Source organism: Paenibacillus sp. EPM92 (assembly GCF_016586185.1).
Taxonomy (GTDB): Bacteria; Bacillota; Bacilli; order Paenibacillales; family NBRC-103111; genus Paenibacillus_G; species Paenibacillus_G validus.
The window spans coordinates 1-25442 of the sequence record NZ_BCPS01000105.1 but is presented as its reverse complement, the minus strand read 5'-3'; the positions used below and the strand labels follow the sequence as shown (position 1 = coordinate 25442).

Genomic DNA, 25442 nt, shown 5'->3' with positions numbered 1-25442 from the left:
GGAGTGGAAGCGCGGCAACGTGTGGAGCTGACGAATACTAATCGGTCGAGGGCTTATCCAAAAAGACTTTCACTTTAGTGAAGTCAAAGCATTCAGCATGCTAAGTTTCGTATCCAGTTTTCAAGGTGCAAGCCGCCTTGAATGGCAAGATCTGATGTTTCGCAAGAAGCATCAACATCCGTTTGGTGATGATGGCGGAAGGGAACCACGCGTACCCATCCCGAACACGAACGTTAAGCCTTCCAGCGTCGATGGTACTTGGACCGCAGGGTCCTGGGAGAGTAGAACGTCGCCAAGCGGATTTCCCCTCGGGGAATTTTTATTTTGCCCAATTGGGCTCGGTAGCTCAGTCGGTAGAGCAGAGGACTGAAAATCCTCGTGTCGGCGGTTCGATTCCGTCCCGAGCCACCATGGAATTAACACGGAGGCTTAGCGAAGTGGCCAAACGCAGCAGACTGTAAATCTGTTCTCTGACGAGTTCGGTGGTTCGAATCCATCAGCCTCCACCAGTTATCCAGTATGAGCCATTAGCTCAGTTGGTAGAGCACCTGACTTTTAATCAGGGTGTCGTAGGTTCGAGTCCTACATGGCTCACGTTTAATTCAATATGCGGTTGTGGTGGAATGGCAGACACGCTATCTTGAGGGGGTAGTGGGCGTACGCTCGTGGAGGTTCGAGTCCTCTCAACCGCACCATATCCAAACATGCGTTCGTGGCGGAATTGGCAGACGCGCTAGATTCAGGTTCTAGTGGGGTAACAGCCGTGGAGGTTCGAGTCCTCTCGAGCGCATCGTGTATCAGAAAAGGAGCTTCAGCCTTTGAGGTTGAAGTTTTTTTCTGCCGTAAGGCAAGATCGGCAGTCATGGTATAGATCCATGTATGTGGGATCAAGAGCTCTCCTTGCTGCATGAAAAAAGTAGTTGACAACATGGTATTATACATGATATGATATTCTTCGTTGACTTGACAAGATGTGCCCTTAGCTCAGCCGGATAGAGCGTTTGACTACGAATCAAAAGGTCGGGAGTTCGAATCTCTCAGGGCACGCCATTCATCTTCATCGAGTTACAAAGTGCATCTCTCAGGGCGCACACCATTGCAACAATTGTACGAGCCGGTATGGCGGAATTGGCAGACGCGCGCGACTCAAAATCGTGAGGGAAACCGTGGGGGTTCAAGTCCCTCTACCGGCATTAAACAACGGGATGTAGCTCAGCTTGGTAGAGCACCTGGTTTGGGACCAGGGGGTCGCATGTTCAAATCGTGTCGTCCCGATACTAACAACGGTAAACAAAAAATTGCGGGAATTTTCTCCGCAATTTTTTTGTTTTTTCTGCATGTCAAAACGTACCGCTCTCAAGGGAAGCTGAATTTCATAAGGCATCCGGCTGCACCCGGGATTCGCTTTATGAGCGGTTATTGTCCCGCCTGTTGCGGGGATTCTTACTCAAGCTCTTGGTCGGATCCCTGTTGGTTATTCGTGTCGTTATTATCAGAAGACAAAGGATTTCCGCTTTGCCGCACCTTCTCTTGAAATTCGAGCTCGTGCCTGAGCGCTTCCTCCTGTGTTTTCTGCAGCTCCTTCAATCGTTTCTTTTCGGCGGTTCGTCTCTGATTGTTCTGCTCGTATTCTTGCTTTTTGATTTCCTGATACATTTTCATCTGCTGCTGCAGTTCCGTATCAATCGGTTTATCGCTTTGCTGCCGCGATTGCTGATCAGGGGCATTCTCTTTTCCGCAGCCGGCAGTTAAGACGAGCGGAACGGTGAAGCAGAAGAGTAGACCAATAATAAGGTACCGCATACGCAGAGCATACCTCCCGGACTCGGCCGCGCAGTTAGGCCGGTGAGATGTTCGTCCGTTCGTTCCCGGCTAGAGAGAACCGTTCATTGCCGGACATCGCTTAGCTTGCCCTTTTTTGCAAAAAACATGTTGGTTCGCAGCTATTTTCATATTATGATGGATGATGAAACGAAAAAGGGCAAACTTGGGGTTATGGGGAGAATGCTGTATCGACGGCTTCCCATTCATCGGACGTCGAGCTCTGCAAAGCGGTGGCGGAAATTTTGTTCGCCAATCAGAACGCTATGGGTATGAACCGTCGCCAATGGCAAGCTCCGCTGGCTGGCGGAGCTGGGCATTCATATACAGCCCCCGGCAGAGCAGAGAGAATGGGGTGCTGTACGGCTAGTAAGCAGTGTCGCGCTGGCTTGCGCCGAGCACATACACTTTAACGTTCTTCTTGACGCCGAAATCACGGGCTTCTTTCAGATCGGTCATGTAGACGTCGATGCGTGCGCCGCGAATCGCGGATCCGGTATCCTCGGCCGTACGAAGTCCTATACCGTCAATGAACACCTTCGTGCCGATCGGGATAATCTTCGGGTCGACGGCGATCGTGCGGCCTTCCTGCGCCTTGCTGCCGCTGTAGGTGATCCCGTATTGCGGGTGGGTAGGCGTCTTGCCCGTCGATTCGTAGCCGGCGGTGTAGGCGGTTAAGGTGGAAGACAGCACTTGTTCGACGACGTTCGTTTGGCCGTCGGCAAACTGCAGTGCAGGCTCCTGAACGGGAATTTCGAGCTGGGTGCCGATGGATAGCCGGCTCGCATTCGGGATCGAGTTGGCGGCCAGGATGGCAGTCAGGCTGACGCCGAACGAACGGGCGATCTGATACAGCGTATCGCCGGAGCGAACGATATAAGGAACGGTGGTCGGAATGACGACCGGCTCCGCCGCCGTATGCATCGTATCGGAAGCATCCTGGTTCGCCGGGTCTTCCGAAGCGATGTAGAAATCGTTAATAAAGATAGTTTCATAGCCGGCCGCGTCGGCCGGATCGGCAGCTGCCGGGGACGATAATGTCGTCACCAGGCTCAAACATGCGAATAAAACAACAAACATACGAGTCATACCATGCATCTCTCTCATTCCTCCTCTAGCAATATGTACCGATTCTGCTACTAGAGTTGCCGAAATGAGAGAGTTCTATACATGGTACATACCTTGACTCGACAATCGGAGGAAACCATATGGCAAAATTAACCGGCAAACGCATCGCGATTACAGGGCCGCGCAAAGCAGCGGAGCTGAGCATCATCGTAGAGAAAATGGGCGGTATCCCGCTTGTTCGACCGGCGCAAGGCACGGTTGCGGTCGAGGGAGAGCAGGTGCAGGGCGAAGTGGCGAAGCTGATCGAGCGGGGCGCCGACTGGATTATGTTGACGACGGGGGGCGGCACGGAGCTGCTCGTGCAAGCCGCCGAAGCGATCGGCAAGGCGGACACTTTCGCTGAGCTGCTGCGCAGCACGCCGATTGCCGCCCGCGGCTACAAGACGGTGAATGTGCTGAAGAAGTTAGGCGTGATACCTCAAGTGCGCGATGACGACGGCACGACCTCCGGACTTTTACGGGCGCTGGAGCCGATCGATCTGCGAGGGAAACATGTCGCGCTGCAGTTGTACGGGGATCATGCGCCGCGGCTTGTCCGGTGGTTGGAAGAACGCGGCGCGACGCATCACGAAATATTGCCGTATCTTCACATCGCTCCCGAGCTTGAGGTGGTGGACCGATTGCTGCGCGAGATCGTGAACGGCGAAGTGGACGCGGTAACGTTCACCAGTACGCCGCAAGTACGCTTCCTCCTGCAGTACGCCAGAGAGCAGGGTGTGGCCGGACAGCTGCTTCAGGCGTTCGCGGAAGGCGTCGTCGCCGTTGCGGTAGGCAAGGTTACGGCCGAAGCGCTTCGCGAGGAAGGAATCGAACGGGTGGTCGCACCCGAAGAGGAGCGGATGGGGAGCATGATGGTCACCCTCGCGAAATACTACGAATCGTAATCCGGCGTTTATTTGGGCCGGGATGGACAGGTATGGTATACTTTTCCTGTTGGAAAAGATACGATACCTTTTTGGCTTAAATGGAGGCTCCATCATGAATACGCCGGTAGTGAAGCTCCACCAGGTGACGAAAAAAATCGGCGCCAAAACAATCGTCGACGGGTTGACGTTCGAAGTCCGCCCGGGCGAAGTATTCGGATTTCTAGGCCCGAACGGGGCTGGCAAAACGACGACCATCCGCATGATGGTCGGATTGATCTCGATATCCGGAGGAGAAATCCGGATTCAAGGCCATAGCGTTCGCGGGCAGTTCGAGCAGGCGATGCGGCATGTCGGCGCGATCGTGGAGAATCCGGAGTTTTACGGCTTTATGACCGGGTATCAGAACTTGATTCATTTTGCCCGGATGATGCCGAGTGTGGATAAAGAGCGCATCGATGAAGTCGTGCGGCTCGTCCGCTTGGACAACCGGATTCACGATAAAGTGAAGACGTATTCGCTGGGGATGCGTCAGCGGCTCGGCGTCGCTCAGGCGATATTGCACCGGCCCTCGGTTCTCGTGCTCGATGAACCGACGAACGGACTCGACCCGGAAGGCATCCGGGAGCTTCGCGATTATTTGCGGACGCTGGCCCGCGACGAAGGGCTTGCGATCATCGTCTCGAGCCATCTGCTGTCGGAGATGGAGCTGATGTGCGACCGTGTCGCCATTATCCAGAACGGCCGGCTGCTCGATGTACGCTCTTTCAAGAACGCATCGGACGATACCGATACGCACGAGGTACGGTTTGAATTAGACCGCCCGGGGGATGCGCTGAAGCTGCTCCAGGACGAGCTGGAAGCGCGGACGGAAGGCTCGGAGCTGGCTGTCCGGCTGCCGAACCGGCGGGAGGCGATAGCCGCGCTGAATGCGCGTATCGTGGCGGCGGGTATCGCCGTCTACGGGATCCGTACGATCACCAAGACGCTCGAGGAGCAGTTCCTTGAGGTAACAAGGGGGAATCGGATTGTCTAGCCTATTCGCGCTCGTTCAGAACGAGCAGATGAAAATTTACAGCCGGGTGCGGACTTGGATCATGCTGGCGATTCTCATCTTATGCGTCATCATGACAGGGGTTCTGATGAAGTTCATGCTGGATGCGAACCTGGCGCACGTGCTGCAGTTTATGGCCTTCGCGACTTTCCTGACCATGCTGGTCACGATTTTCAGCGTCATTGTGGCAGGCGATATGGTCGCCTCTGAATTTACGTGGGGAACGATCAAGCTGCTGCTTATCCGCCCGGCGTCGCGAAGCAAGATTCTGGCGTCCAAGTACATCGCCGTGCTGCTGTTCGTGCTGATGCTGCTCGTCGTTCATTTCATAAGCGCCTATTTCACCGGGCTGCTGCTGTTCGGCGTAGGCGGACAGGTGGGCGAAGGGGTGACGATGGGAAACATTGTGCGAACGTACCTGCTCCACGCGGTGAATATTGTCATGGCGGTAACGCTCGCCTTCATGATCTCGGCGGTTTTCCGCAGCAGCTCGCTGGCTATCGGCTTGTCCATCTTTCTGTTGTGGACGAAAGACGGTATCGTAGCGGCGCTTGTGTCACTAAAGTACGAATGGGTCAAATACTTCGTCTTCGCCAACACGGATCTGACCCCTTACATTGTAGGCGGCAAGCCGCTCTTGCCCGGCATGACGTTAGGTTTCTCGGTTACGGTGCTGGTCTTGTACTGGCTGCTGTTTTACGGCATATCCTGGCTATTGTTTACGAAACGGGACGTTGCCGGCAGTTAGCGCAAATAAACGTGACGGTCTTCCGCTCAAGCGGAGGATAACGTCACGTTTTTTTGTAAGTGCTGCAAGTCGCTCTGTATCGCAAGAAAGCTTCCGCTGAAACATAAATGTATGTCCTTCGAAAAGGTCTCCGGTCAGGGGCTCTACATGCGGGGTACGTTCCGAGAAGGACGTTTCTTGCAGCTGCCCGGACGCTGGTTCTTCCGACCTATTGAACGGTGGTTTGACGGTGAACGGAACTGAAACCGCCTTCACGGAAACAGGCGGGCCAACAGGTAAAATAAGGTTAGGTAAACCTGTGAAAGGAAAGAGGAAAACCACAGATCGTGTCGAATGTTTTTTTGTTGGCCAATCTAACTAAAAGGGGATTTATGGTTACTTATGATAGAATTCAAAAATGTTTCCAAAGTGTATCCCAATGGAACCGTAGGTCTCAAAAATATTAATTTGAACATGAAAAAGGGAGAATTCATCGTCATCGTAGGGCTGTCTGGAGCCGGGAAGTCAACTTTGCTGCGCTCGATCAATCGCCTGCATGAAATTACCGACGGTCAAATCGTCATCGACGGCCATTCGATTACGGCGGCATCCGGCGCTCAGCTTCGGCGGCTGCGCCGCGATATCGGAATGATCTTCCAAAGCTTCAATCTCGTGAAGCGCTCCTCGGTGCTGCGCAACGTATTATCCGGGCGGGTCGGCTATCATTCGACGTTGCGGACCTTGCTCGGCTTGTTCCCGAAGCAGGATGTCGAGCTTGCCCTGAACGCCCTTTCACGTGTAAATATCCTGGATAAAGCCTACTCGCGTGCCGACGAGCTGTCCGGCGGACAGCAGCAGCGCGTATCGATTGCCCGGGCATTGGCGCAAGAAGCGAAAATCATTCTCGCCGACGAGCCCGTCGCCTCGCTTGATCCGTTGACAACGCGCCAGGTCATGGACGACCTGAAACGAATCAATCAGGAGCTCGGCATTACAACGGTCGTTAATCTTCACTTTATCGATCTGGCGCGCGAGTATGCGACGCGGATCATCGGGCTTCGGGCTGGAGAAGTGGTGTTCGACGGTCCGGTAGCGGAAGCGACGGACGAGAAGTTTTCGGAAATATACGGCCGTGCCATTAAGAAGGACGAGTTGCTGGGGGGAGAGGCGTAATGACCGACTCCGAGCGCAAGAAGATTTTACAGAAACCATCGCGTATGAAGTCGTATATGACGACGCTGCTGCTGATCGTGCTGCTCTGGTGGAGCGCGGAGAACACCGATTCGAGCCTGCCCAAGCTAATCCAAGGGGCGCCGGAGATGGGCAAGCTGATCGTCGAAATGTTCCCGCCGGATTGGAGCTATATCGACGTCGTCTGGGATCCGATGATGGAAACGGTGCAAATGGCCGTCATCGGTACGACGATCGGCGGACTGCTGGCGATTCCGATCGCGCTGCTCGCGGCCGGCAACGTCGCCCGGACGCCGTGGATTTACCAGCCGGCCCGATTCATTATGAACCTGATCCGGACCATTCCGGAGCTGCTGTTTGCCGGCTTGTTCGTCGCCATCTTCGGAATCGGCGCGGCGCCCGGCGTGCTGGCGCTTATTTTCTTCTCGTTCGGCCTGATCGCCAAGCTCACGTATGAGTCGATCGAAGCGATCGATCCGGGACCGCTTGAAGCGATGACGGCCGTCGGCGCGAACAAAATGCAGTGGATTCACTTCGGTGTCGTGCCGCAGGTGGCGGCGCAGTATGCGGCGTATTTCTTATACACCTTCGAAGTTAACGTTCGGGCGGCAGCCGTGCTCGGACTGGTCGGAGCCGGCGGGATCGGGTTGTTCCTGGATCGCACGCTGCAGCAATTCCGGTATGACCGCTCGGCGCTGATCATCATTCTGACGCTGGCGATCGTTCTTATTATCGATTACATCAGCACCAAGGTAAGGGAGAGGCTGCTATGAGTACGAAATCGGTTCGTAAACCTTTCCGTATCCGTTATTGGCTCGTTGCGATCATCGTGCTGGCCATTTACGTCTGGTCGTTCACCGGGATCGAGTTCGGGGGATTAACCGAAAATGCCGGCCGCGACTTCGCCACCATCATGAGCGGCCTGTTCAACCCGGACTGGGGATTCGTCTACGATCCCGAAGGAGAAGATTTGCTTCGAGGCTTGCTCGATACTCTGGGCATCTCGATCATCGGGACGTTCATCTCCGCCATATTGTGCGTGCCGTTCGCTTTCTGGGCGGCCACGAATATGAGCCGGTACCGCGCCGTAACCGGAAGCGGCAAATTCATGCTAAGCTTGATCCGCACGTTCCCCGAAATTATTATGGCCATCATTTTCATTAAGGCCGTCGGGCCGGGCGCTTATGCCGGCGTGCTGGCGTTAGGTTTGCACTCGATCGGCATGCTGGGCAAGCTGTATTCGGAAGCTATTGAAAACCTGGACATGGGGCCTACGGAAGCGTTGACCGCTTGCGGGGCCAACCGGCTGCAGGTGCTCTGGTTTGCGATTATGCCGCAGGTGCTGCCGCACTTCTTCTCGTTTGCGCTGTACCGGTTCGAGATTAATATACGATCCGCGTCCATTCTGGGCTTGATCGGTGCCGGCGGGATCGGCGCGCCGCTGATCTTTGCCTTGGAAGCCCGCGCATGGAATCGCGTTGGCATCATTCTTCTCGGCATTATTGTGATGGTGACGATTATCGACATCATCTCGTCGTCCATCCGCAAGCGTTTGGTCTAAAATTGACAACACCGATAAAGCCCCTTCTTGACAGCCGTCAAGGATCGGGCTTTATTGGCGTTGGGCAGGCAGATTGGAAGGGGTCGTGAAGAAATATCTTGCCAAAACAATTAAAGGTAGTTACAATGTAATCAAACATAGTGATGTAAACGCTTTACAAAAGGCCGGCAGGAAGTGAAAACATCATGATGTTAGAAACAATTGGTTTTTAGGGTGGCTAATTAACAAAAAATAAGCAAAGGGGCAAGCAGATGAAACAAATGATGAAATGGGCATCTGTTTTACTTGTCGGTACGGTCGCAATCACAGGCTGTGCTCAAACGAACAAAGCGGGCAGCGAAGCGCAAAATACAAACACCGGCGAGGCGAAGAAAAGCGAGTCGAAAGTAAAAATCAGCTTTATCCATTGGCGCGGAGAAGATAAAAAAGTGTTTGAAGAGCTGATCGCGGATTTTAATAAAGCGAATCCGAATATTTCGGTGGAAATGAACATCTTCCCGTCCGAGTCGTATCTGGCGAACGCCCAGGCTAAGCTGCTCGACGGTTCTTCCGGGGACGTGTTCGCTTCGTTTCCGGGCGCTCAATTTGAAACGATCTCGAAATCGAATTTATATGAGGACTTGAGCAAAGAGAGTTTTGTAAGCAATTACAATGACAATTTGATTCAAGCGGGGAAAAAGGACGGAAAACAGTTCGCCTTCCCTTACCAGTTAGTTTACAACCAGCCGATTTACAACAAGGCGATTTTTGAAAAATTAAAGCTGCAAATTCCTAAAAGCTGGGACGAGTTTTTACAGGTTTGCGAAACGTTAAAGAGCAACGGGTATGTTCCGATCGCCTTCCCGGGTCAAGATATCGGTCCAGGGCAGTTCGTCAACTCGATGATGATGAACAATAACACGGACGAAGACATCTGGTCCAAAGTCGAGTCGGGTCAGGCCAAGCTGACGGACGAATGGTTCGTCAAAACGTTGTCCCAATTCAAAGAGCTTGCGGATAAAGGATATTTCCAGAAGGATTCGCTCGGGACGAATAAAGATATTGCAGGATCGCTTTTCGCTCAGGAGAAAGCGGCGATGCTCGCGACCGGATCGTACATGATGTCCAGCAACAAGCAGCTTAACCCTAACCTGGTTCAAGGCTTGCTGGCGCCGATTACCGTATCCGCGGACAAGGCGGTATTCGAAGGGATTCATACGACGACCTTTATGCTCGGGGTCAACGCGAAGTCGAAGTACAAGGAAGAAGCCAAGAAGTTTATCGCATTCCTCAGCCAGAAAGAAAACGCTGAGAAGTATGCCAATCAAACCGGTCAGATGGTTACGGTGAAAGGCGTCCAATACAATACGCCGGAATTGAAGGAATCGGCCACTTGGATGGATAAGAAAACACGTTTTCATCCGCGGTATTTAATCAGCAATTCCCAGAATGAAAAAGCGGTTGTCGCTTCGATCCAAGCGGTGGTTGGCGGGAAAAGTCCGGAACAAGCCGCCAAAGAAGCCCAAGCTATTATCGATCAAAATGTAAAGAAGTAAGCTTAGCGGCATGGGAGGAGGCGGTCCCTCCTCCCATAGCAAGACGGAGGTAGCTGATGAAGCAGAGTAAATCGCTTTATTTGTTTGTATTGCCGGGCCTTTTGCTTTATTTGCTGTTCTTTGTGTATCCGACGATTAACGGGCTAATCCTTTCGTTTACGGACTGGGAAGGCATATCGCCGGAATGGAATTGGGTGGGGCTCGCCAACTATGAGAAAATGCTCTTTGGCGACATGATCTTCAAAAAAGCCATGGTCAACAATTTGAAGTTTATGCTCTGCGTAGTCTTGTTTCAAACCGTGTTCTCTCTGGTTTTGGCGATTTTGCTGCTGAAAAATTCGAAAACGAACGTTTTTCTGCGCGCGCTTTACTTTTTTCCAACGATTATTTCCTCGATCTCCGTAGCTTTCATTTGGGGATTCGTATTGAATCCGAACGTTGGGGCTTTAAACATTATGCTCGGGAATATCGGGCTTGAAGCCTTGGCGCAAAACTGGCTTGGCAATCCGAGCATCGCGATGCTATCGATCGCTTTCGTACAGATTTGGGCGCATACGGGACAGATGCTTGTCATCTTCGTAGCGGGATTACAAGCCATTCCCGGAGAGCTTTACGAGGCCGTTTACCTGGACGGAGCAAACCGCTGGCAAGCGTTCAAGAACATTACTTGGCCCATGGTCGCCCCGGCTGCTACCATCGTGGTCGCCTATACGACCATCCAGTCGTTCAAAGCCTTTGATTTGATCTTTGCCTTGACCGGCGGAGGCCCGGCCTTCTCGACGGAGATTTTATCCACCTACATTTACCATACGGCCTTCCAGAGCTCCGAATTCGGCTATGCGGCTACTCAATCGATGGCCTTCATGGCGATTATCGCGCTCATTACGTTTGTCCAGTTTAAATTGCTGAAGGGAAATCGCGCGGCTTGAGAAGCTTGTACGAAAGGATGAACCGCCCGTGAATCAGATCAATCAAGAAACAGTGGCAGGCGGCCTGCTCAAAAGAATCGTTCTTCTGCTTGGCGCGCTCCTGATCATTGTCCCGGTATCTATTGTCGTTCTCGCTTCTTTTAAAACTACGGCGGAGCTGTTTCAAAAACCGCTCGGGCTGCCCTCGGGACTGAATCTGGACAATTATATCAGCATGTTCAGGGAGCAAGCGATCGGGCAATATTTTATGAACAGTGTGGTCGTAACGTTGGTCACGATCTTCCTTATCCTGTTGTTTTCCAGTTTATTGTCTTATGCGATATACCGATTTACCGGCTGGGTCGGGTTAGTCCTGTACGGATTGTTCGCGGCAGGGATGATGGTTCCTCCCCAGGTGAATATGATTCCGATTTACTCCCTTGTTTCCAAACTCGGGTTAACGAATTCCATCACGGGATTGATCGCCGTTTCCACGTCGGTATTCATGCCGGTTGCCGTATTTATTTTATCCGGCTTCATGAAGACACTGCCGAAGGAAATGATCGAATCGGGATCGATAGACGGAGCGAACGAGTGGAAGATGTACACCCGGATTGTGCTGCCTATCACGCTGCCGTCCTTATCCGCCTCCGCCATTTTTTTGAGCGTCATGATTTGGAACGATTTATTGTATCCGCTGCTCTTTATTAATTCCAATGCTAAGAAAACGTTACCCTTGGCCCTGCTGCAATTTCAGGGTGAATATTTGACCAATTATCCGATGATTTTCGCCGGTGTCGTGATCGCTTCGGCCCCTATGGTTATCGCATACGTATTCCTGCAGCGCTTCTTTGTCGAAGGGGTAACGGCCGGATCGGTTAAAGGCTAGAAAGAGATAAGGAGAGAAACATGAGAGAGAAACTTAGAGAGCTGCAAGCGTTCAATCCGCATGTTCGGTTGTATACCGTGAATGAGGAACAATTTCGGCCATATGGCAGCGTGTTAACCGGCTATGATTTTCAGGAAATCCTGACGCTTATGGAGAATACCCCGATTCCGCAAGAGGGCAATACGTATGTGGCTTCGGTAAAGGAACTGGAGCAAACGGCAGTCAAGGAAACACTCCGGGCCTCGATGTATGGAGGGATGGACATACAGATCGGCTACTGTAACGGTCGGAATTCCAGCCTTAACGGCTTGGAGTACCACAAAGGCAGTGAAATCAATGTCGCAGTGACGGATCTTGTGCTTCTTCTGGGAAAGGTGCAGGATATCCGGGACAATTCGTACTCGACTGAACATATACAAGGGTTTGTCATTCCTCGCGGAACGGCCGTAGAGCTGTATGCGACAACGCTGCATTTTGCGCCCTGTAAAGTTTCCGATGAGGGCTTCAAGTGCGTCGTGATTCTTCCGAAAGGCACCAACGAACCGCTGGATCGGCGGCCGGAACAGGTGACGGCTGAGGATCGGCTTCTGTTTATGCGGAACAAATGGCTGCTGGCCCATCCGGAGCGTACGCCTTTGCTGGAAAGAGGCGCACATCCCGGCATTATCGGCGACAATCTGGCGATTAATTACTAGCCTATTCGGGGAGCGTGAATCGGTTGATTAGCGAAGCAACTAATGAAGAGGGCCTTATCATTTACCGGCATGAGGATGGATTCGAAATCAAGTTAAACGGCTCGGCGCTCATTAGCCATACGACAGACCAGCCTTTGCTGTATGTCGGCTACGGCGAAGAAACGATGGAGATGTACAGAGGCAACTTCGACATCCAGGATTATGTGATCGAACGTTTGGCGCTGCGGCACGCGGAATGGAAGAAGCAAGGGGAGGCCGAGTTTGTAACGTTCTTTAACGCGAAGGGCGGACAGCCGTACCTGACGCTTTCTTTAGAGCAGGAGGCGCATGGCATCCGGCTGGCGTTCACTTCTGAGCAGTCGTCGATCAACCGTGTTTGGTTCCGGGTTGCATCGGATGCGGAGGAGAAAGTATACGGCTGCGGAGAGCAAATGTCGCACTTCAATTTAAGGGGCAAAAGCTTCCCGCTGTGGACTTCCGAACCGGGCGTAGGGAGAAATAAGAAAAACTATACGACTTGGCAGGCCGATGTGCTCGATAAGGCGGGCGGGGACTATTATACGACGAATTATCCGCAGCCGACTTACGTGTCCAGCAAGAAATATTACTGTCACGTCGAAACGACGGCTTACGCGGACTTTAATTTCACAAAGCCGAATTACCACGAGCTTCAAATCTGGGGCGTGCCTCGCTGGATCATCGTGGAAGCGGCTGCAACCTTCGTCGAGCTGGCAAGTCTTATTGCCGACAGATTCGGACATCAGCCTGAGCTTCCGGAGTGGACGTATAACGGGATTATTCTCGGCATCCAGGGCGGTACGGGCGTGGTCGAGGCCAAGCTGGAGCGCGCCTTATCCAAGGGTGTCAAGGTAGGGGGCGTGTGGTGTCAGGATTGGCAGGGCAAACGGATCACTTCCTTCGGCAAACGATTAATGTGGAACTGGCGCTGGAATCCGGAGGAGTACCCACAGCTGGACGAAAAGATCGGACAGTGGAAAAAGCAGGGCATCCGGTTTCTAGGGTATATCAATCCTTATGTCGCCGTCGAAGGGGATCTGTTTCAAACGGCAAAAGCAAAAGGATATTTAGCGCTAACCGAACAGTGCGATATTTATTTGGTCGATTTCGGCGAGTTTTATTGCGGAGTCGTGGACTTTACGAATCCCGAGGCTTGCGAATGGTACAAACAGGTGATTAAGGAAAACCTGATCGATTTTGGCTTGGATGGCTGGATGGCCGATTTCGGTGAATATTTGCCCATCGATCTTACTTTATACAGCGGCGAATCCGCCAAATTGATGCATAACGCATGGCCTGTGCTGTGGGCGAAGATCAACTATGAAGCGGTAAAAGAAGCGGGTAAGCTGGGCGAGATCGTTTACTTTATGCGGGCCGGATATACCGGCGTGCAGCAATATTGCACTTTGCTGTGGGCGGGGGATCAAAGCGTGGATTGGTCGCTTGACGATGGACTCGCTTCCGTTATTCCCGCAGCCCTGTCTTCGGGTATGGTGGGCAACGGACTGCATCACAGCGACATTGGCGGCTACACGAGCTTGCACGGAAACAAGCGCAGCAAGGAGCTGTTCATGCGGTGGGCGGAAATGGGCGCCTTTACCCCGGTAATGCGAACGCATGAGGGAAATCGCCCGTATGATTGCTGGCAGTTCGACAGCGACGATGAAACGCTGGAGCATTTGGCCAGAATGACGGAGATTTACACTTTGCTGTCGCCTTATACGAAGGCTATGGTCAAAATCAATGCGGAATTGGGAATTCCCGTACAAAGACCGCTGTTTATGCATTATGAGGAAGATGAGCGCAGCTACGATATTCAGTACCAGTACTTATACGGTCCCGATCTTCTGGTTGCGCCGGTGCATCAAGAGCACGAGACGTCCTGGACGGTCTATTTACCTGAAGATGAATGGGTGCACTTATGGAGCGGGGCGAAGTATACAGGGGGCTTCATCCAGGTAGAGGCTCCGCTCGGCAAGCCGCCCGTATTTTACAGGGAGCATTCATCGTATAAAGAGTTGTTCCGTGAAGTGGGGCAGCTGTAGAGAACATAAAGTCTTTGCCGCATCAAACAATTCCATGACCGAAGGTGTGACACTTCCATGTTGGAAACATCCGTGCTTTACTTGCCCATTGGCCGCAAAACATTTGACTTGGCTGCAGCGGAGGTCGTTTGGGCCGAAACCTCCGAGTTTCTAAAGAAGCAGTGCCGGACGCTGCACGAGCCTGAGCATATCCTGACTTCGATTGAAGAGCTGGAGCAATTCTTGCAGAGCGTCCAGGGTCAATCTATCGATTCCGTCGTGTATCAAAGCGTCACGTTCGCAGACGGGGAATTCGCCGTCAAAGTGCTCGAATATTTCAAAGCGCCCGTGATCGTTTGGTCTGTACGGGAACCGAGCGTGGGCGGACGCCTTCGCTTGAATTCTTTAACCGGAGGCAACAGCACCTGCAACGTATTAAAAAATCTAGCGCATCCTTTCGCCTTCGTATTCGGCAATCCTTCGGAGCCCCGGTTGCAGGAGAAGCTTCACATGCAGCTCCAGGTGAACCAGGTGATCCATAAATTAAAGCAGCTGTCGATCGGTATCGTCGGGGAGCATCCGCCGGGCTTTTTCTTCTCCGATTCGGACGAAGCGGAACTGCAAACGGCGCTGGGCGTCCGATTGCACAGGCTCGATCTGCAGCAAGCCTTCAGCGAATGCGCGAAAATCGATGAATCGCGATGGATTCGTGCTGTCGAAAGGGCTGAAAAGCAGGTCGTAGGATTAAACCGGTCCGATGAAACGGTCAAAAAATTTGCCCAATTTTATTCGTACCTCGAAGATTACATTCAAGAAAACCGGATCCAGGCCTTAGCGGTTCGCTGCTGGCCGGATTTCTTCAATGAGCTTGGAGCTGCGGCTTGCTCTACGTTATCCCAGTTTACGGAAGGCGGCATCGTCTCCTCCTGTGAGTCAGACATCCACGGCTCCATCTCGATGTATGTGCTCCAGGAGCTAAGCGGCGGAAGCGCGCCTTACTTGGGGGATCTCGTGCATGTGAATGAGGAACGGAACTCCGTAGTCTTTTGGCATTGCGGAGCCGGGGCGTATTCGCTTGCCCATCCGTCAACGGGTGCGCAAGCGGGCGTGCACCCTAACCGCAAGCTTGGCTTTACGATGGAATTCGGGCTGAAGCCCGGCGGCGTTACGATCTTCAGAGTAAGCCATACGCCAAGCGGCTATAGGCTCCTCGTCATGCGGGGGAATGCGCTGGATGTGCCGCAGCCGTTTAACGGGACTTCCGTCGAGGTGCAGCTTCCTCATGATGTCAGCCGGACGCTGACCGGACTTATGAACGAAGGGTTCGAGCCTCATTTTGCGCTTGTGTACGAGGATGTGGTTGATGCCTTAATCGAACTTGGGCGACAACTGGGGATAGAGACGATCGCTTATGTTTGATTCAGGAGGTGGTTTTTATGCTTAAAATCGCTGTCGGGCAAGCCGGAGGGCCAACCTCTGTCATCAACGCGAGTCTGGTAGGCTTTGTAGACGGTCTGCCCGATCAGACTCAAATTTACGGTATTATGAACGGGTATCAAGGCTTGGTTGAGAACGATCTGGAGCTCATCGAAGGCTCTGGCCTGGATTGGCTCAGAAGTCATAAAAACGTACCAGGCGCCTGCTTGGGGTCGGGAAGGTATCCGTTCACTCCCGATTCCATAACGAAAGCCGTGCTCAATCTGAAGGAAAGAGATATTCATACGCTTGTCTTTATCGGCGGCAACGGTACGATGGCCGCATTGCAAAAAATGAGCGAAGCCGCCGCTTCCATGAATTACGAGCTGCAAACGATAGGGATTCCCAAAACGGTGGACAATGACTTATCCGGCACCGACCATGCGCCGGGTTATGCAAGCGCAGCCCGTTATGTTTCATTATCCGTCAGGGATATAAGCAAAGACCTGGAAGCTATGCGCAATTTCGAGCAAGTGAGAATTATCGAAACGATGGGCCGCAATGCCGGTTGGCTCGCTCTTGCCGCCGGATTGCTTAAGCAGTCCGAATTCGAAGGGCCGCACATGATCTGCGTGCCGGAAGTTCCCCTGTCGAAGGAGCGGTTTCTGGCGCAGGTCCAAGACATCGTGAAGGAGAACGGCATGGCGACGATTGTCGTTAGCGAAGGCGTTACCTTCGACGGGGATTCGCAAGTGCAAAGAGAAGTCGTGAAGGGCAGAGCGGTTCTCGGGGGCATTTCTACGGAGATGGAACGATTGATCCGGATGAATATGGGAATGACCGTCCGTTCGGAAAATTTAGGGATGAATCAGCGCTGCGCCGTGTGGGCTATCTCCGATCAAGATCGAACCGAGGCTTACGAGGTTGGGAATGAAGCGGCTCTTTACGTAAAAAAAGGAATGTCCAATGTCATGGTAAGTATACAAAGAAACCAGGTAATTGGATATAATTATAAATTAAAGAGCGTCGCCCTTGAACATGTGGCTAACGACGGGGAACGGTTATTGCCCCAGGAATACATTTCAAGGCCAGCCGAATTTTACTCGTGGCTTGAACAATTAATTGGAGACCGCATCATGAGATATCCTCCGATGTGGAGAAGGAGAGCCTTCGATGACCTCATACAGCATCAACCCGAATTCCGTAGATCCCAATAAGAACATTGCGTTATATCAACAAGTCAAGGATGCCCTGCTCAAGCTTATTCACAACCAGGTGTGGCGTCCCAACAGCCTGATTCCTACGGAACAGGAACTGATGGAGACGTTCAAGGTAAGCCGCACGACCATCCGGCAAGCGATCAATATGCTTGTTCAGGAGGGGCTGCTGGAGAAGCGCCAAGGGAAAGGCACGATCGTGCTGCCGCTGAAGCTCGTAGGGAATCTGGGGCGCCTGCGCGGTTTTGCGGAAGAAGTCATGGAGCGGGGACTTGTCCCGCATTCGCAGCTCATCCGGGCGGAGTTTGTGTCGATGTTAAATTTTGAGAAATCGGTGCTGCAGGTGCCGGAGAATGAAAGTGTCTTAATTATTGAACGAATTCGGCTTGCCAATGATGTGCCCATTGCTTTAGAACGCAGCTGCTGGCCTGAGAAAATCGGACAAATTCTTATGAAATACGATCTGAATTCAGCTAAATACTATGAAATATTAGAAAATCACGGAACATTTCTCAAGCATGCCAAAGAAAAAATATCAGCGATCAACGCAACCCTGCATGAAGCCGATCTTCTCGGGATTCGCGCCGGTGAGGCTTTACTGGAGATGACCCGGTTAAGCTTCGGGATCGACGATGCTCCGATGGAATATACAAGAACGAAATTCAGAAGCGACCAATATAGTTACGATATTGAACTTACGCGCTAAGGAGAGATGCATCATGCCTTTTATTTCCGGTACAACGATGTTGAAGAACGCTTGGGACAACGGGTACGCCGTCGGCGCTTTCAGCGCTCATAACGCGGAAAGCATCCAGGCGATTTTGTGGGCCGCGGAAGCGGAGCAGGCGCCGGTCATGATTCAGGTCGGTCAAAGAGTGATCCACTATATGGGGCTCGAGCCGATGAAGGTCATGATCGATACGTTTGCCCAAAATACGAACATCCCGGTGTGCATCCATTTGGATCATAGCCGGCAGTACAATCAAACGATGAAAGCCATCCAACTTGGCTTTCAATCCGTCATGTTCGACGGGTCGTCGCTTCCCTTTGAGGATAACGCTTCGATTACCCGCAAGGTTGTGGAGGCTGCAAGAGCTCTTGGCATCGGATCGGAAGGGGAAATCGGAAAAATAGGCGGAACAGAAGACGACATTACGGTCGATGAAGAGGATGCAATGATTACCTCGGTGGAGGATGCGGTGCGTTTTGTACAGGAAACCGATGTTGATTATTTGGCGGTTTCCATCGGTACGGCGCACGGCATCTATAAGAATCCCCCAAAGCTCGCGTTCGCGCGTCTCCAGGAAATTGCAGAGGCTGTGAAGCGTCCGATCGTGCTTCACGGAGGTTCGGATGTGCCGGACGAACAAATTACAAAGGCCATCTCCCTGGGCATCTCTAAAATAAACGTCGATACGGAATTGAGACAATCGTTTACGCAAGGTATGCTTGACGTGCTGCTGAAAGACCGGGAGGAGTATCATCTGGCCGTATCGCTTGGCCGCGGCAGAGAGGTCATGCAGGCCAAAGTTCAGGAAAAAATCCGCTTGTTCGGCAGCTCCGGCAAAGCGCGTGATTACCACAATTAGTTACGATTAAAGGTCGTAACATTACTATAAATACGAGGTGATGTATTCGTGGATTCCAATCGAGCATTCGGTTTATATGTCAACGGACTATGGGAACAAACGGAAAGAACCATGCAGGTGACCGACAAATATACGTTACAGCCGTTTGCCGAAATTGCACGGGCCGAGAAGAGCCATGTCTCGAGGGCCGTAGAAGGTGCAAGCGCGGCTTGCCGACAGCCGTTCGCGCCATTCGAGCGTTATCGGGTTCTCATGAAAGTGGCGGAGCTGCTTCAAGCAAAGAAAGAGCTGTTTGCAACAACATTGGCCGCAGAGGTAGGCAAGCCGATCCGCGAATCGCGGGGCGAAGTGGATCGGGCCATTCAGACGATCATTATATCGGCGGAAGAAGCGAAGCGCATTCACGGGGAGGGCATTCCGGTGGAGTCGGCGGCCGGCTCGGAGAACCGGATGGCGTTCACGATCCGCGTCCCGGTTGGGGTCATCGCTGCCATTACTCCGTTCAACGTTCCTCTCAATCTGGTATGCCATAAAATTGGTCCGGCTATTGCGGCCGGCAACAGCGTCGTATTGAAGCCGTCGGAGGTTACTCCCGTTGTTTCGCTGTTGTTGGCCGAGCTGTTCGGCGAGGCCGGGCTGCCCAAGGGGCGATTGCAGGTCGTGACCGGCGACGGCGCAGAGATCGGCTCTTGGCTGCTTGAGGATCAGAGGGTGAGCATGTTTTCCTTTACGGGCAGCGTACGCGTCGGAGAAATCATCCGTCAACAAGCGGGCTTGCGCAAAGTCGCGCTGGAGCTCGGAAATAACTCGGCGACGATCGTGCATAAAGACTGCGATTTGGACCAGGCGGCCGAGTTGGTGGCGCTCAAAAGCTTTAATAACTCCGGTCAAGTATGTATTTCCGTCCAGCGCGTTTATGTCCATGAAGAAGTCAAGGAGGCGTTCATCGAGCGGGTGAAGGCGAGAACGAGCAAGCTCATCGTGGGCAATCCGCTGGAGGAAACGACGGACATCGGGCCGATGATCAGTGTAAGGGAAGCGGAAAGAGTGGAAAGCTGGGTACGGGAAGCGGTGGAGCAAGGAGCGGTTCCGGTGCTTGGAGCCAAGCGGGAAGGGGCGTTCTACTATCCGACGATCTTGACTCATGTTCAGCCGGGCATGAAGGTTTGCTCCCAGGAAGTTTTCGGTCCGGTCGTCTCTATCGATACGTACCGGGAGGAGGAGGAAGTCATTGCCAAAGTGAATGACTCGGACTACGGTCTTCAAGCCGGGCTGTTCACCAATGACCTGCGCTTTGCCATGAAGGCGGCCAGAGAAATTGAAGTGGGCGGACTCATCGTTAACGACGCTTCCGCTTACCGTGTAGACCACATGCCTTATGGCGGAGTGAAACGCAGCGGAACCGGCAAAGAAGGGCCGGCCTATGCGATAGAAGAAATGACGGAAGAGCGGCTCATTGTGCTGAATTTATAAAAGAGGAGAGCAGGAAACAAGCTTTCTGCTCAAGATGCGCTTAGAGCGGTTTGGCAAGGAGGCCTAGCACATGGAACAGCTGCGGAAGACGAATGCATTCATGGAGAAGTGGATTTATGTGATCATGCCTCTGATCATGCTGCTCGGCTTGACATCCGGTCAAGGGCTTTCGGCCTGGACGGGATGGACGTCGTTTCTTTTTATGATCCTGACCTTTATTTCATCGATGCAAGCCGATTATCGCAAATTTGTTCTTTTATTCAAAAAACCGGGTTTCCTCGTTTTGTTCATGGCAGGCGTGCATCTGGTTATCCCATGGACCGTTTTTCAGATCAGCGGCCTAGTCTTCCCTTTCCATCCGGATTTGGTTACCGGCGTTACGTTGTCAACGCTGCTTCCCCTTGGCGTGACCTCCATATTTTGGGTCGCCTATAATAAAGCAAGCGTAGAAACCACTTTATCGTTAGTATCGCTGGATACCCTGCTCAGTCCTTTTATCGTTCCTTTGACTTTGTCCGTCGTGCTGGGGTCTCATGTCAGCCTGAATGTGGAAAGCCTTACGATGAATCTGCTGAAGCTCGTGCTCATTCCTACTGTCCTTGGTATGCTTTTTGGCGAATATGTGATGAAAAAAGCGGAGAAGCCGTGGCTCAAGCCCGCTTCTTCGCTCGTTGGCAAAGCCTGTCTTTATATCATCGTCTTGTTGAATGCCGCTTCGATCTCGGAACAGATTGACGCCATCGGTTCTAACGCGGTTCTTTTGGTCGTGACCCTGTTTGTCACCCTGATATTCGGATATCTGGCGAACTTTCTCATCGCCTCTGTGTTTACAGATGACCGAAGCGAAAGGGTGGCGATATCATATTCCGGCGGCGTGAGGAATTATACCGTCGGCGTCGTGCTGGCCGCCGCTTTCTTCAAGCCTATCGTTGCTCTGCCGGTGTTGATTGCTATGCTGCTTCAGCATCCGATGGCGCTGCTGTTTTATTATGTATTTCGTTGGACCAGGCATGAGGCCAAGCTCAAGGAGAGCTCCGGCATGTAAACAGAAAAAACACCTTCGGCTTCGCTGCAATAAGCGAAAGCCGAAGGTGTTTCTGTTAGGAACGTGTCCGATTACTTCTGACCGATGCTCTTGGAATATTCGCGTACGACATCGAATTTCTTGTCGTCGGATTTGACATAGCCGCGGTGCGAGTATACATCGAAAATGATTTTGGCGCCTTCCGGATCTTTGCCGATATCGATGAACGCTTGGGCAATCTTGTCTCTCCAAGCTTGATCCATGTCGTTGCGCACGGTGATCGTATCGTTCGGAATCGGAGCGGTGAAAGCGACGACGCGGGTTTTTTCGAAGACGTCCGGTATATCTTTCTTCACGGTGTTCCGTGCGTCTTGGAAAATTGCGGCAGCGTCGGTTTGACCGTTCAATACGGCTAGTACGCCTTTGTCATGGCCTTTGACTTCAATGCCTTTGACGTCTTTCTCCGGATCCACGCCCGCTTTTTTCATTTCGTTAGCTGGCCATACGAAGCCGGCGGAGGATGTTACGCCCTGCCATGCGATCGATTTGCCTTTCAAGTCTTTCAACTCTTTAATCGGGGAGTCCGCTTTGACGATGATCATCGCTTTGTAGAAGTCTACGAGATCTTTCGTTTCGGCGCCGGTATTATCGTCGATGCCGAAACGCTGCGCTTGCAGCAGCAGGTCGGCCGCTTTCTTCTCGTCATGCGCAAGCACGTAGGCGTTCGGAGGAAGGAAGCCGATATCGACTTGCTTGGACGCCATCGCTTCGATAACCGTGTTGTAGTTCGTCGAAACGGAAACCTTGACCGGAATGCCGAGCTTGTCGCCGAGCAGCTTTTCCAGCGGTTTCGCTTTCGCTTCTAGCGTTTCGGCGCTTTGGGAAGGCACGAATTGAACGCGGAGCTCTTTCGGTTCGAAGCCTTTAGCCGCAGGGGCTTCTTGTTTTTTGTCCGCAGGCGCCGGGGCCTGACCGCCTTGGTTGTTGTCCGTTTTCGTAGCGCAACCGACGGCAAGTCCGGCTGTCAGAATGAGGGACAAGCTAAGGGCAGACATTTTTTTTAGCATAGCAAATTGACCTCCTGTTAATTGTCTTTTAACAAATACACTATACCACAATTTGGGGAGATGGACAGTTAAAAATTTGTTAATATGTCGCATTTGTGTTAATTTTCCTCACATGAAGCTGCATATGGCTCTTTATCCCTGAATTTGTTATAGTGAATTCAAATTCATGACAAATGGAGTTGAACCCCCGCTGTGACCCAGAAGTTGACGATCACCGTGCTGGAAACGAGCGACATTCACGGAAACATTATGCCCATCCAATATGCCAATCATAAGCCCATTGAAACGGGGCTCGCCAAAATCGCAACGTTGATTCGGCAAGAACGCGAGCGCGGCCGCCCGCTGCTGCTCGTGGATAACGGCGATCTGATTCAAGGTACGCCGCTGGCTTATCATCATGCCAAATTGAACGCGAACGAACCGAATCCGATGATTCAATGCCTGAATGAACTCGGGTATGACGCGGCAGTCGTGGGCAATCACGAGTTCAATTACGGCATGGGGCTGCTTCGCAAAGCCGTCGGCGAGTCTTCGTTCCCTTGGTTAAGCGCCAATATTGTGAATGCTTCGGACGAGCAGCCTTTTTTGGGGAAGCCCTACATCATTCGTTCGTTCGAGCATGAGCTGAAGGTCGCCGTACTTGGATTGACCACGCCTTACATCCCGAATTGGGAAAAAGCGGAGCATATCGCCGGCTTGCGATTCCATAAAGCGGTGGAGTCGGCACAGCGCTGGGTGCGGTATTTGCGCGAGGAGGAAGGGGCCGATGTGGTGATCGTGTCGTACCACGGCGGGTTCGAGCGTCATCTGGAATCAGGCGAACCGAGCGAACCGCAAACGGGTGAAAATGAAGGCTACGCGCTGTGCCGCGATGTCGAAGGCATCGATGTGCTGCTGACCGGTCATCAGCACCGGTCCATCTCGCGGACGCGCGTATGCGGCGTGCCGGTCGTACAGCCGGGCAGCGCCGGCGCCTGGCTCGGCAAGGTGACGCTGACGGTAACCCGGCAGCCGGACGGAAGCTGGCGCGTGACGGACGCCTTGTCCGAGCTGCTGTCGCCCGAAGGCGTAGAACCGGATGCGGCGGTGCTGGCGATTACGGAGCCGCACGAGCGTAAGGCGCAAACATGGCTCGATCAACCGATCGGGCGGCTGATCGGAGATATGCGGGTGCACGATCCGATGCGGGTGCGGCTGGAGGAGCACCCGTTGATCGAGTTCATCAACAAGGTGCAGATGGAGCTGTCCGGCGCGAAAATTTCCAATACGGCGCTGTTCGATAACATTTCGCCGGGATTCCCGGAGCATATCACGATGCGCGATATCGTCTCCAACTATATCTATCCGAACACGCTGCAGGTTATCCGCGTGAAGGGACGAGACATTAAGGCTGCGTTGGAGCAATCGGCCGGTTATTTTGCCACTTACAACGGGGAAGGCGACATTCGTGTCAGCCCTGCGTTCAGCGATCCGAAGCCGCAGCACTACAACTACGACATGTGGGAAGGCATCGAGTATAAGCTCAATATATCGCGTCCCGTCGGCTCGCGGGTGGAGGAGCTTCGCTTTGAAGGCCGGCCGCTTGATCCGGAGGCCGACTACGACGTTGTGATGAACAATTACCGTGCGGCGGGCGGCGGCAATTATATGATGTTTCAAGGCAAGCCCGTCGTGAAGGACATCCCGACCGACATGGCTGAACTGCTCGCCGGTTATATTATGGAACGCGGCACGATCGAAGCGACGCTGAATCACAACTGGGAGATCGTATGGGACGGCAAGCCGAAGCGGGATAAGGCCTAAGCGGTATTTCAAACGGTTGGATCAAGCTGTGGCGCTGTCATGGGGTATCGAAGGATTATGAACGAATACGTATCGCGGCCCGCTGTTTGCGGCGTGCGCGTGTGGCGTATCCGGGACAGGGGAGCGGATTAAGCGATGAGGGCAGTCGGGCAGGAAGAGCATGCGGCGGAATTCGAGTTATATCCACTGGGCGAAGCAGCAGTCGTCATCCGGGTAAATCCCGGCCCCTCCCCGACATCGACCGGGTTCGATGCTTCGCGGGCACGGCTGGCGGCATTCGTCCGCCTGCTGGAGAAGGAGCGCCCGCCCGCTATTACGGAATGGGTACAAACGTATGCGACGGTTACTTTGTTCTATGATGTGTGGTCGGTGTACCGGGACGGCTTCCCCCCTGGAACGGCGGAGCCAGTCTACGACACGAGCGAACGGCGGGAGCGTACGCCTTATGAGCAAGTGTGCGCGTGGATTGAGAGGCTGCTTGGCTCCCGGGAGCATCCGGCAGGGGCCGGGGCGGATGCGGTAGGGTGCGGTGCGCGGCAAGCCGGACTCGCGGCGGCGGGTGGGGCAACGGCGGAAGCGGTGGCGCCCGAGGAAGAGGCGATTCCGGCGACGCACGTCGCCCCTGCCGCGGTGGAGATTCCGGTCTGTTTCGCAGACGATCTGGGAGCCGATCTGCGGGAGGTGGCGGATCGGGCCGGTATGTCTCCCGGCGAGGTCATCCGGCTGTTCTGTTCCGCGGATTACGAGGTGCAGTTGATCGGCTTCTTGCCCGGCTTTCCTTATCTCGGGGGGCTGCCCGCGAAGCTGGCGCATCCGCGTAAAGCCGTGCCGCGCCAGAAGGTGCCGGCCGGCTCCGTCGCGATCGGCGGTGTTCAAGCGGGCATCTACCCGATGGAGGCGCCGGGCGGCTGGCAGCTGATCGGCCGGACGCCGTATGCGTTGTTCGACGCGGAGCGGGAGCGGCCGAGCTTGCTGCAAGCGGGGGACCGCGTGCGTTTCGTTCCGGTCGATCGCGCGCAGTACGACGAGCTTGCGCGCGATCCGGCCGCAGGCTGGTTAACGCGGGAGGAGGGACGATCATGAGCGTTGTCGTGTTGGAGCCGGGGCTGCAGACGACCGTACAGGACGCCGGCCGCTTCGGCCTGCGCGGCGTCGGCGTCGTGCCCGGCGGGGCCGCCGATGCGTTCGCGCTGCGTGCCGCGAACGCGCTGGTCGGCAACGCGCCGGGCGAAGCGGCGCTGGAGATGACCTTGACGGGCGCGTCCCTGCGGTTAGAGCAGGATGTGCTCGTCGCTCTGTGCGGCGCGGACATGGACGCGCGCGCAGGCAGTGGGCCGCCGCTCCCGCGGTGGCGGCCCGTGCTTCTGCGCAGCGGCACTGCGCTGCGCATCCGCGCGGCGCGCACCGGCGTGCGCGCCTACCTCGCCGTGGCGGGCGGC

23 protein-coding genes, 8 tRNA genes and 1 rRNA gene are annotated in these 25442 nt (G+C 53.6%); 29 read left to right on the top strand and 3 right to left on the bottom strand.

Annotated features, from left to right (window positions below; translation table 11 throughout):
- Positions 1–181: 181 nt before the first annotated feature.
- The 9 genes from rrf (at position 182) to JMF85_RS26460 (ending at position 1275) form a co-directional block, all read left to right on the top strand.
- Positions 182–298, top strand: a 5S ribosomal RNA gene (gene rrf, locus JMF85_RS26500).
- Between the two features lie 37 nt (positions 299–335).
- Positions 336–411: transfer RNA gene (locus tag JMF85_RS26495), tRNA-Phe, on the top strand.
- Between the two features lie 12 nt (positions 412–423).
- Positions 424–509, top strand: a tRNA-Tyr gene (locus JMF85_RS26490).
- Positions 510–521: 12 nt separating this feature from the next.
- A tRNA-Lys gene (locus tag JMF85_RS26485) sits at positions 522–594 on the top strand.
- A 15-nt stretch (positions 595–609) separates the two neighbouring features.
- Positions 610–695: transfer RNA gene (locus tag JMF85_RS26480), tRNA-Leu, on the top strand.
- 11 nt (positions 696–706) lie between these two features.
- Positions 707–790, top strand: a tRNA-Leu gene (locus JMF85_RS26475).
- A gap of 183 nt (positions 791–973) precedes the next feature.
- Positions 974–1050, top strand: a tRNA-Arg gene (locus JMF85_RS26470).
- Between the two features lie 63 nt (positions 1051–1113).
- Positions 1114–1193: transfer RNA gene (locus JMF85_RS26465), tRNA-Leu, on the top strand.
- Positions 1194–1201: 8 nt separating this feature from the next.
- Positions 1202–1275 (top strand) — tRNA-Pro (locus JMF85_RS26460).
- A gap of 168 nt (positions 1276–1443) precedes the next feature.
- On the opposite strand, the gene JMF85_RS26455 is transcribed toward JMF85_RS26460, so the two are convergent.
- Both JMF85_RS26455 and JMF85_RS26450 read right to left on the bottom strand, forming a co-directional pair.
- A complete protein-coding gene (locus tag JMF85_RS26455; RefSeq protein WP_054798040.1) occupies positions 1444–1803 on the bottom strand; it encodes a hypothetical protein in 360 nt (119 codons plus the stop codon).
- 384 nt (positions 1804–2187) lie between these two features.
- Positions 2188–2919 (bottom strand): 3D domain-containing protein, encoded by a 732-nt coding sequence (locus tag JMF85_RS26450; RefSeq protein ID WP_236596008.1) that lies wholly within the window; start codon positions 2917–2919, stop codon positions 2188–2190.
- A 110-nt stretch (positions 2920–3029) separates the two neighbouring features.
- On the opposite strand from JMF85_RS26450, the gene JMF85_RS26445 reads away from it, so the two are divergent.
- The 17 genes from JMF85_RS26445 (at position 3030) to JMF85_RS26365 (ending at position 21154) form a co-directional block, all read left to right on the top strand.
- Positions 3030–3833: a uroporphyrinogen-III synthase gene (locus JMF85_RS26445; RefSeq protein ID WP_201319273.1), complete on the top strand. Its 804-nt coding sequence runs from the start codon at positions 3030–3032 to the stop codon at positions 3831–3833.
- Positions 3834–3927: 94 nt separating this feature from the next.
- A complete protein-coding gene (locus JMF85_RS26440) occupies positions 3928–4848 on the top strand; it encodes an ABC transporter ATP-binding protein (RefSeq protein WP_127609994.1) in 921 nt (306 codons plus the stop codon).
- Positions 4841–5614, top strand: coding sequence for an ABC transporter permease (locus JMF85_RS26435; protein ID WP_201319272.1), 774 nt, complete (start codon positions 4841–4843; stop codon positions 5612–5614). The genes JMF85_RS26440 and JMF85_RS26435 overlap by 8 nt, the downstream gene beginning before the upstream one ends.
- A 381-nt stretch (positions 5615–5995) precedes the next feature.
- Positions 5996–6766, top strand: a complete 771-nt coding sequence (gene phnC / locus JMF85_RS26430; protein WP_054798043.1) for a phosphonate ABC transporter ATP-binding protein — start codon at positions 5996–5998, stop codon at positions 6764–6766.
- Positions 6766–7557 (top strand): phosphonate ABC transporter, permease protein PhnE, encoded by a 792-nt coding sequence (gene phnE, locus JMF85_RS26425; RefSeq protein ID WP_054798044.1) that lies wholly within the window; start codon positions 6766–6768, stop codon positions 7555–7557. The genes phnC and phnE (JMF85_RS26425) overlap by 1 nt, the downstream gene beginning before the upstream one ends.
- Positions 7554–8345, top strand: a complete 792-nt coding sequence (gene phnE, locus JMF85_RS26420; RefSeq protein WP_127609990.1) for a phosphonate ABC transporter, permease protein PhnE — start codon at positions 7554–7556, stop codon at positions 8343–8345. The genes phnE (JMF85_RS26425) and phnE (JMF85_RS26420) overlap by 4 nt, the downstream gene beginning before the upstream one ends.
- A gap of 251 nt (positions 8346–8596) precedes the next feature.
- Positions 8597–9880 (top strand): ABC transporter substrate-binding protein, encoded by a 1284-nt coding sequence (locus JMF85_RS26415; protein ID WP_372814709.1) that lies wholly within the window; start codon positions 8597–8599, stop codon positions 9878–9880.
- Between the two features lie 56 nt (positions 9881–9936).
- On the top strand, positions 9937–10809 hold the full coding sequence (locus JMF85_RS26410; protein ID WP_174817610.1) for a carbohydrate ABC transporter permease: 873 nt from the start codon (positions 9937–9939) through the stop codon (positions 10807–10809).
- 28 nt (positions 10810–10837) lie between these two features.
- Complete coding sequence (locus JMF85_RS26405) at positions 10838–11677, top strand: carbohydrate ABC transporter permease (protein WP_127609988.1); 840 nt, start codon at positions 10838–10840, stop codon at positions 11675–11677.
- A gap of 20 nt (positions 11678–11697) precedes the next feature.
- Positions 11698–12372, top strand: coding sequence for a DUF4867 family protein (locus JMF85_RS26400; RefSeq protein ID WP_201319271.1), 675 nt, complete (start codon positions 11698–11700; stop codon positions 12370–12372).
- A gap of 26 nt (positions 12373–12398) precedes the next feature.
- Complete coding sequence (locus JMF85_RS26395; RefSeq protein ID WP_201319274.1) at positions 12399–14435, top strand: alpha-glucosidase; 2037 nt, start codon at positions 12399–12401, stop codon at positions 14433–14435.
- A 57-nt stretch (positions 14436–14492) separates the two neighbouring features.
- On the top strand, positions 14493–15833 hold the full coding sequence (sftI, locus tag JMF85_RS26390) for a sulfoquinovose isomerase (RefSeq protein ID WP_201319270.1): 1341 nt from the start codon (positions 14493–14495) through the stop codon (positions 15831–15833).
- Positions 15834–15850: 17 nt separating this feature from the next.
- Complete coding sequence (locus JMF85_RS26385; RefSeq protein ID WP_127609982.1) at positions 15851–17047, top strand: diphosphate--fructose-6-phosphate 1-phosphotransferase; 1197 nt, start codon at positions 15851–15853, stop codon at positions 17045–17047.
- Positions 17004–17753: a GntR family transcriptional regulator gene (locus JMF85_RS28530; RefSeq protein ID WP_127609980.1), complete on the top strand. Its 750-nt coding sequence runs from the start codon at positions 17004–17006 to the stop codon at positions 17751–17753. The genes JMF85_RS26385 and JMF85_RS28530 overlap by 44 nt, the downstream gene beginning before the upstream one ends.
- A gap of 13 nt (positions 17754–17766) precedes the next feature.
- Positions 17767–18636, top strand: coding sequence for a class II fructose-bisphosphate aldolase (locus JMF85_RS26375; protein WP_127609978.1), 870 nt, complete (start codon positions 17767–17769; stop codon positions 18634–18636).
- 48 nt (positions 18637–18684) lie between these two features.
- A complete protein-coding gene (locus tag JMF85_RS26370) occupies positions 18685–20109 on the top strand; it encodes an aldehyde dehydrogenase family protein (RefSeq protein WP_269103786.1) in 1425 nt (474 codons plus the stop codon).
- A gap of 70 nt (positions 20110–20179) precedes the next feature.
- Positions 20180–21154 (top strand): bile acid:sodium symporter family protein, encoded by a 975-nt coding sequence (locus tag JMF85_RS26365; RefSeq protein ID WP_127609976.1) that lies wholly within the window; start codon positions 20180–20182, stop codon positions 21152–21154.
- Positions 21155–21225: 71 nt separating this feature from the next.
- On the opposite strand, the gene JMF85_RS26360 is transcribed toward JMF85_RS26365, so the two are convergent.
- Positions 21226–22200 (bottom strand): phosphate/phosphite/phosphonate ABC transporter substrate-binding protein, encoded by a 975-nt coding sequence (locus JMF85_RS26360; RefSeq protein WP_127609974.1) that lies wholly within the window; start codon positions 22198–22200, stop codon positions 21226–21228.
- 192 nt (positions 22201–22392) lie between these two features.
- Here JMF85_RS26360 and JMF85_RS26355 point away from each other — a divergent pair, with 192 nt between their 5' ends.
- The 3 genes from JMF85_RS26355 to JMF85_RS26345 all read left to right on the top strand — a co-directional run.
- On the top strand, positions 22393–24003 hold the full coding sequence (locus tag JMF85_RS26355; protein ID WP_127609972.1) for a bifunctional metallophosphatase/5'-nucleotidase: 1611 nt from the start codon (positions 22393–22395) through the stop codon (positions 24001–24003).
- Positions 24004–24138: 135 nt separating this feature from the next.
- Positions 24139–25086, top strand: coding sequence for a 5-oxoprolinase subunit PxpB (gene pxpB, locus JMF85_RS26350; protein ID WP_127609970.1), 948 nt, complete (start codon positions 24139–24141; stop codon positions 25084–25086).
- Positions 25083–25442: 5-oxoprolinase subunit C family protein (locus JMF85_RS26345; RefSeq protein WP_483874226.1), on the top strand; the 360-nt coding region annotated here is incomplete at its 3' end. The genes pxpB and JMF85_RS26345, both read left to right, overlap by 4 nt.

Coding starts and splice junctions, on each gene's coding strand:
- JMF85_RS26455 (WP_054798040.1), bottom strand. CDS start 1,803: ATGCGGTACCTTATTATTGGTCTACTCTTCTGCTTCACCGTTCCGCTC.
- JMF85_RS26450 (WP_236596008.1), bottom strand. CDS start 2,919: ATGCATGGTATGACTCGTATGTTTGTTGTTTTATTCGCATGTTTGAGC.
- JMF85_RS26445 (WP_201319273.1), top strand. CDS start 3,030: ATGGCAAAATTAACCGGCAAACGCATCGCGATTACAGGGCCGCGCAAA.
- JMF85_RS26440 (WP_127609994.1), top strand. CDS start 3,928: ATGAATACGCCGGTAGTGAAGCTCCACCAGGTGACGAAAAAAATCGGC.
- phnC (WP_054798043.1), top strand. CDS start 5,996: ATGATAGAATTCAAAAATGTTTCCAAAGTGTATCCCAATGGAACCGTA.
- phnE (WP_054798044.1), top strand. CDS start 6,766: ATGACCGACTCCGAGCGCAAGAAGATTTTACAGAAACCATCGCGTATG.
- phnE (WP_127609990.1), top strand. CDS start 7,554: ATGAGTACGAAATCGGTTCGTAAACCTTTCCGTATCCGTTATTGGCTC.
- JMF85_RS26415 (WP_372814709.1), top strand. CDS start 8,597: ATGAAACAAATGATGAAATGGGCATCTGTTTTACTTGTCGGTACGGTC.
- JMF85_RS26410 (WP_174817610.1), top strand. CDS start 9,937: ATGAAGCAGAGTAAATCGCTTTATTTGTTTGTATTGCCGGGCCTTTTG.
- JMF85_RS26400 (WP_201319271.1), top strand. CDS start 11,698: ATGAGAGAGAAACTTAGAGAGCTGCAAGCGTTCAATCCGCATGTTCGG.
- sftI (WP_201319270.1), top strand. CDS start 14,493: ATGTTGGAAACATCCGTGCTTTACTTGCCCATTGGCCGCAAAACATTT.
- JMF85_RS26385 (WP_127609982.1), top strand. CDS start 15,851: ATGCTTAAAATCGCTGTCGGGCAAGCCGGAGGGCCAACCTCTGTCATC.
- JMF85_RS28530 (WP_127609980.1), top strand. CDS start 17,004: ATGACCTCATACAGCATCAACCCGAATTCCGTAGATCCCAATAAGAAC.
- JMF85_RS26375 (WP_127609978.1), top strand. CDS start 17,767: ATGCCTTTTATTTCCGGTACAACGATGTTGAAGAACGCTTGGGACAAC.
- JMF85_RS26365 (WP_127609976.1), top strand. CDS start 20,180: ATGGAACAGCTGCGGAAGACGAATGCATTCATGGAGAAGTGGATTTAT.
- JMF85_RS26360 (WP_127609974.1), bottom strand. CDS start 22,200: ATGCTAAAAAAAATGTCTGCCCTTAGCTTGTCCCTCATTCTGACAGCC.
- pxpB (WP_127609970.1), top strand. CDS start 24,139: ATGAGGGCAGTCGGGCAGGAAGAGCATGCGGCGGAATTCGAGTTATAT.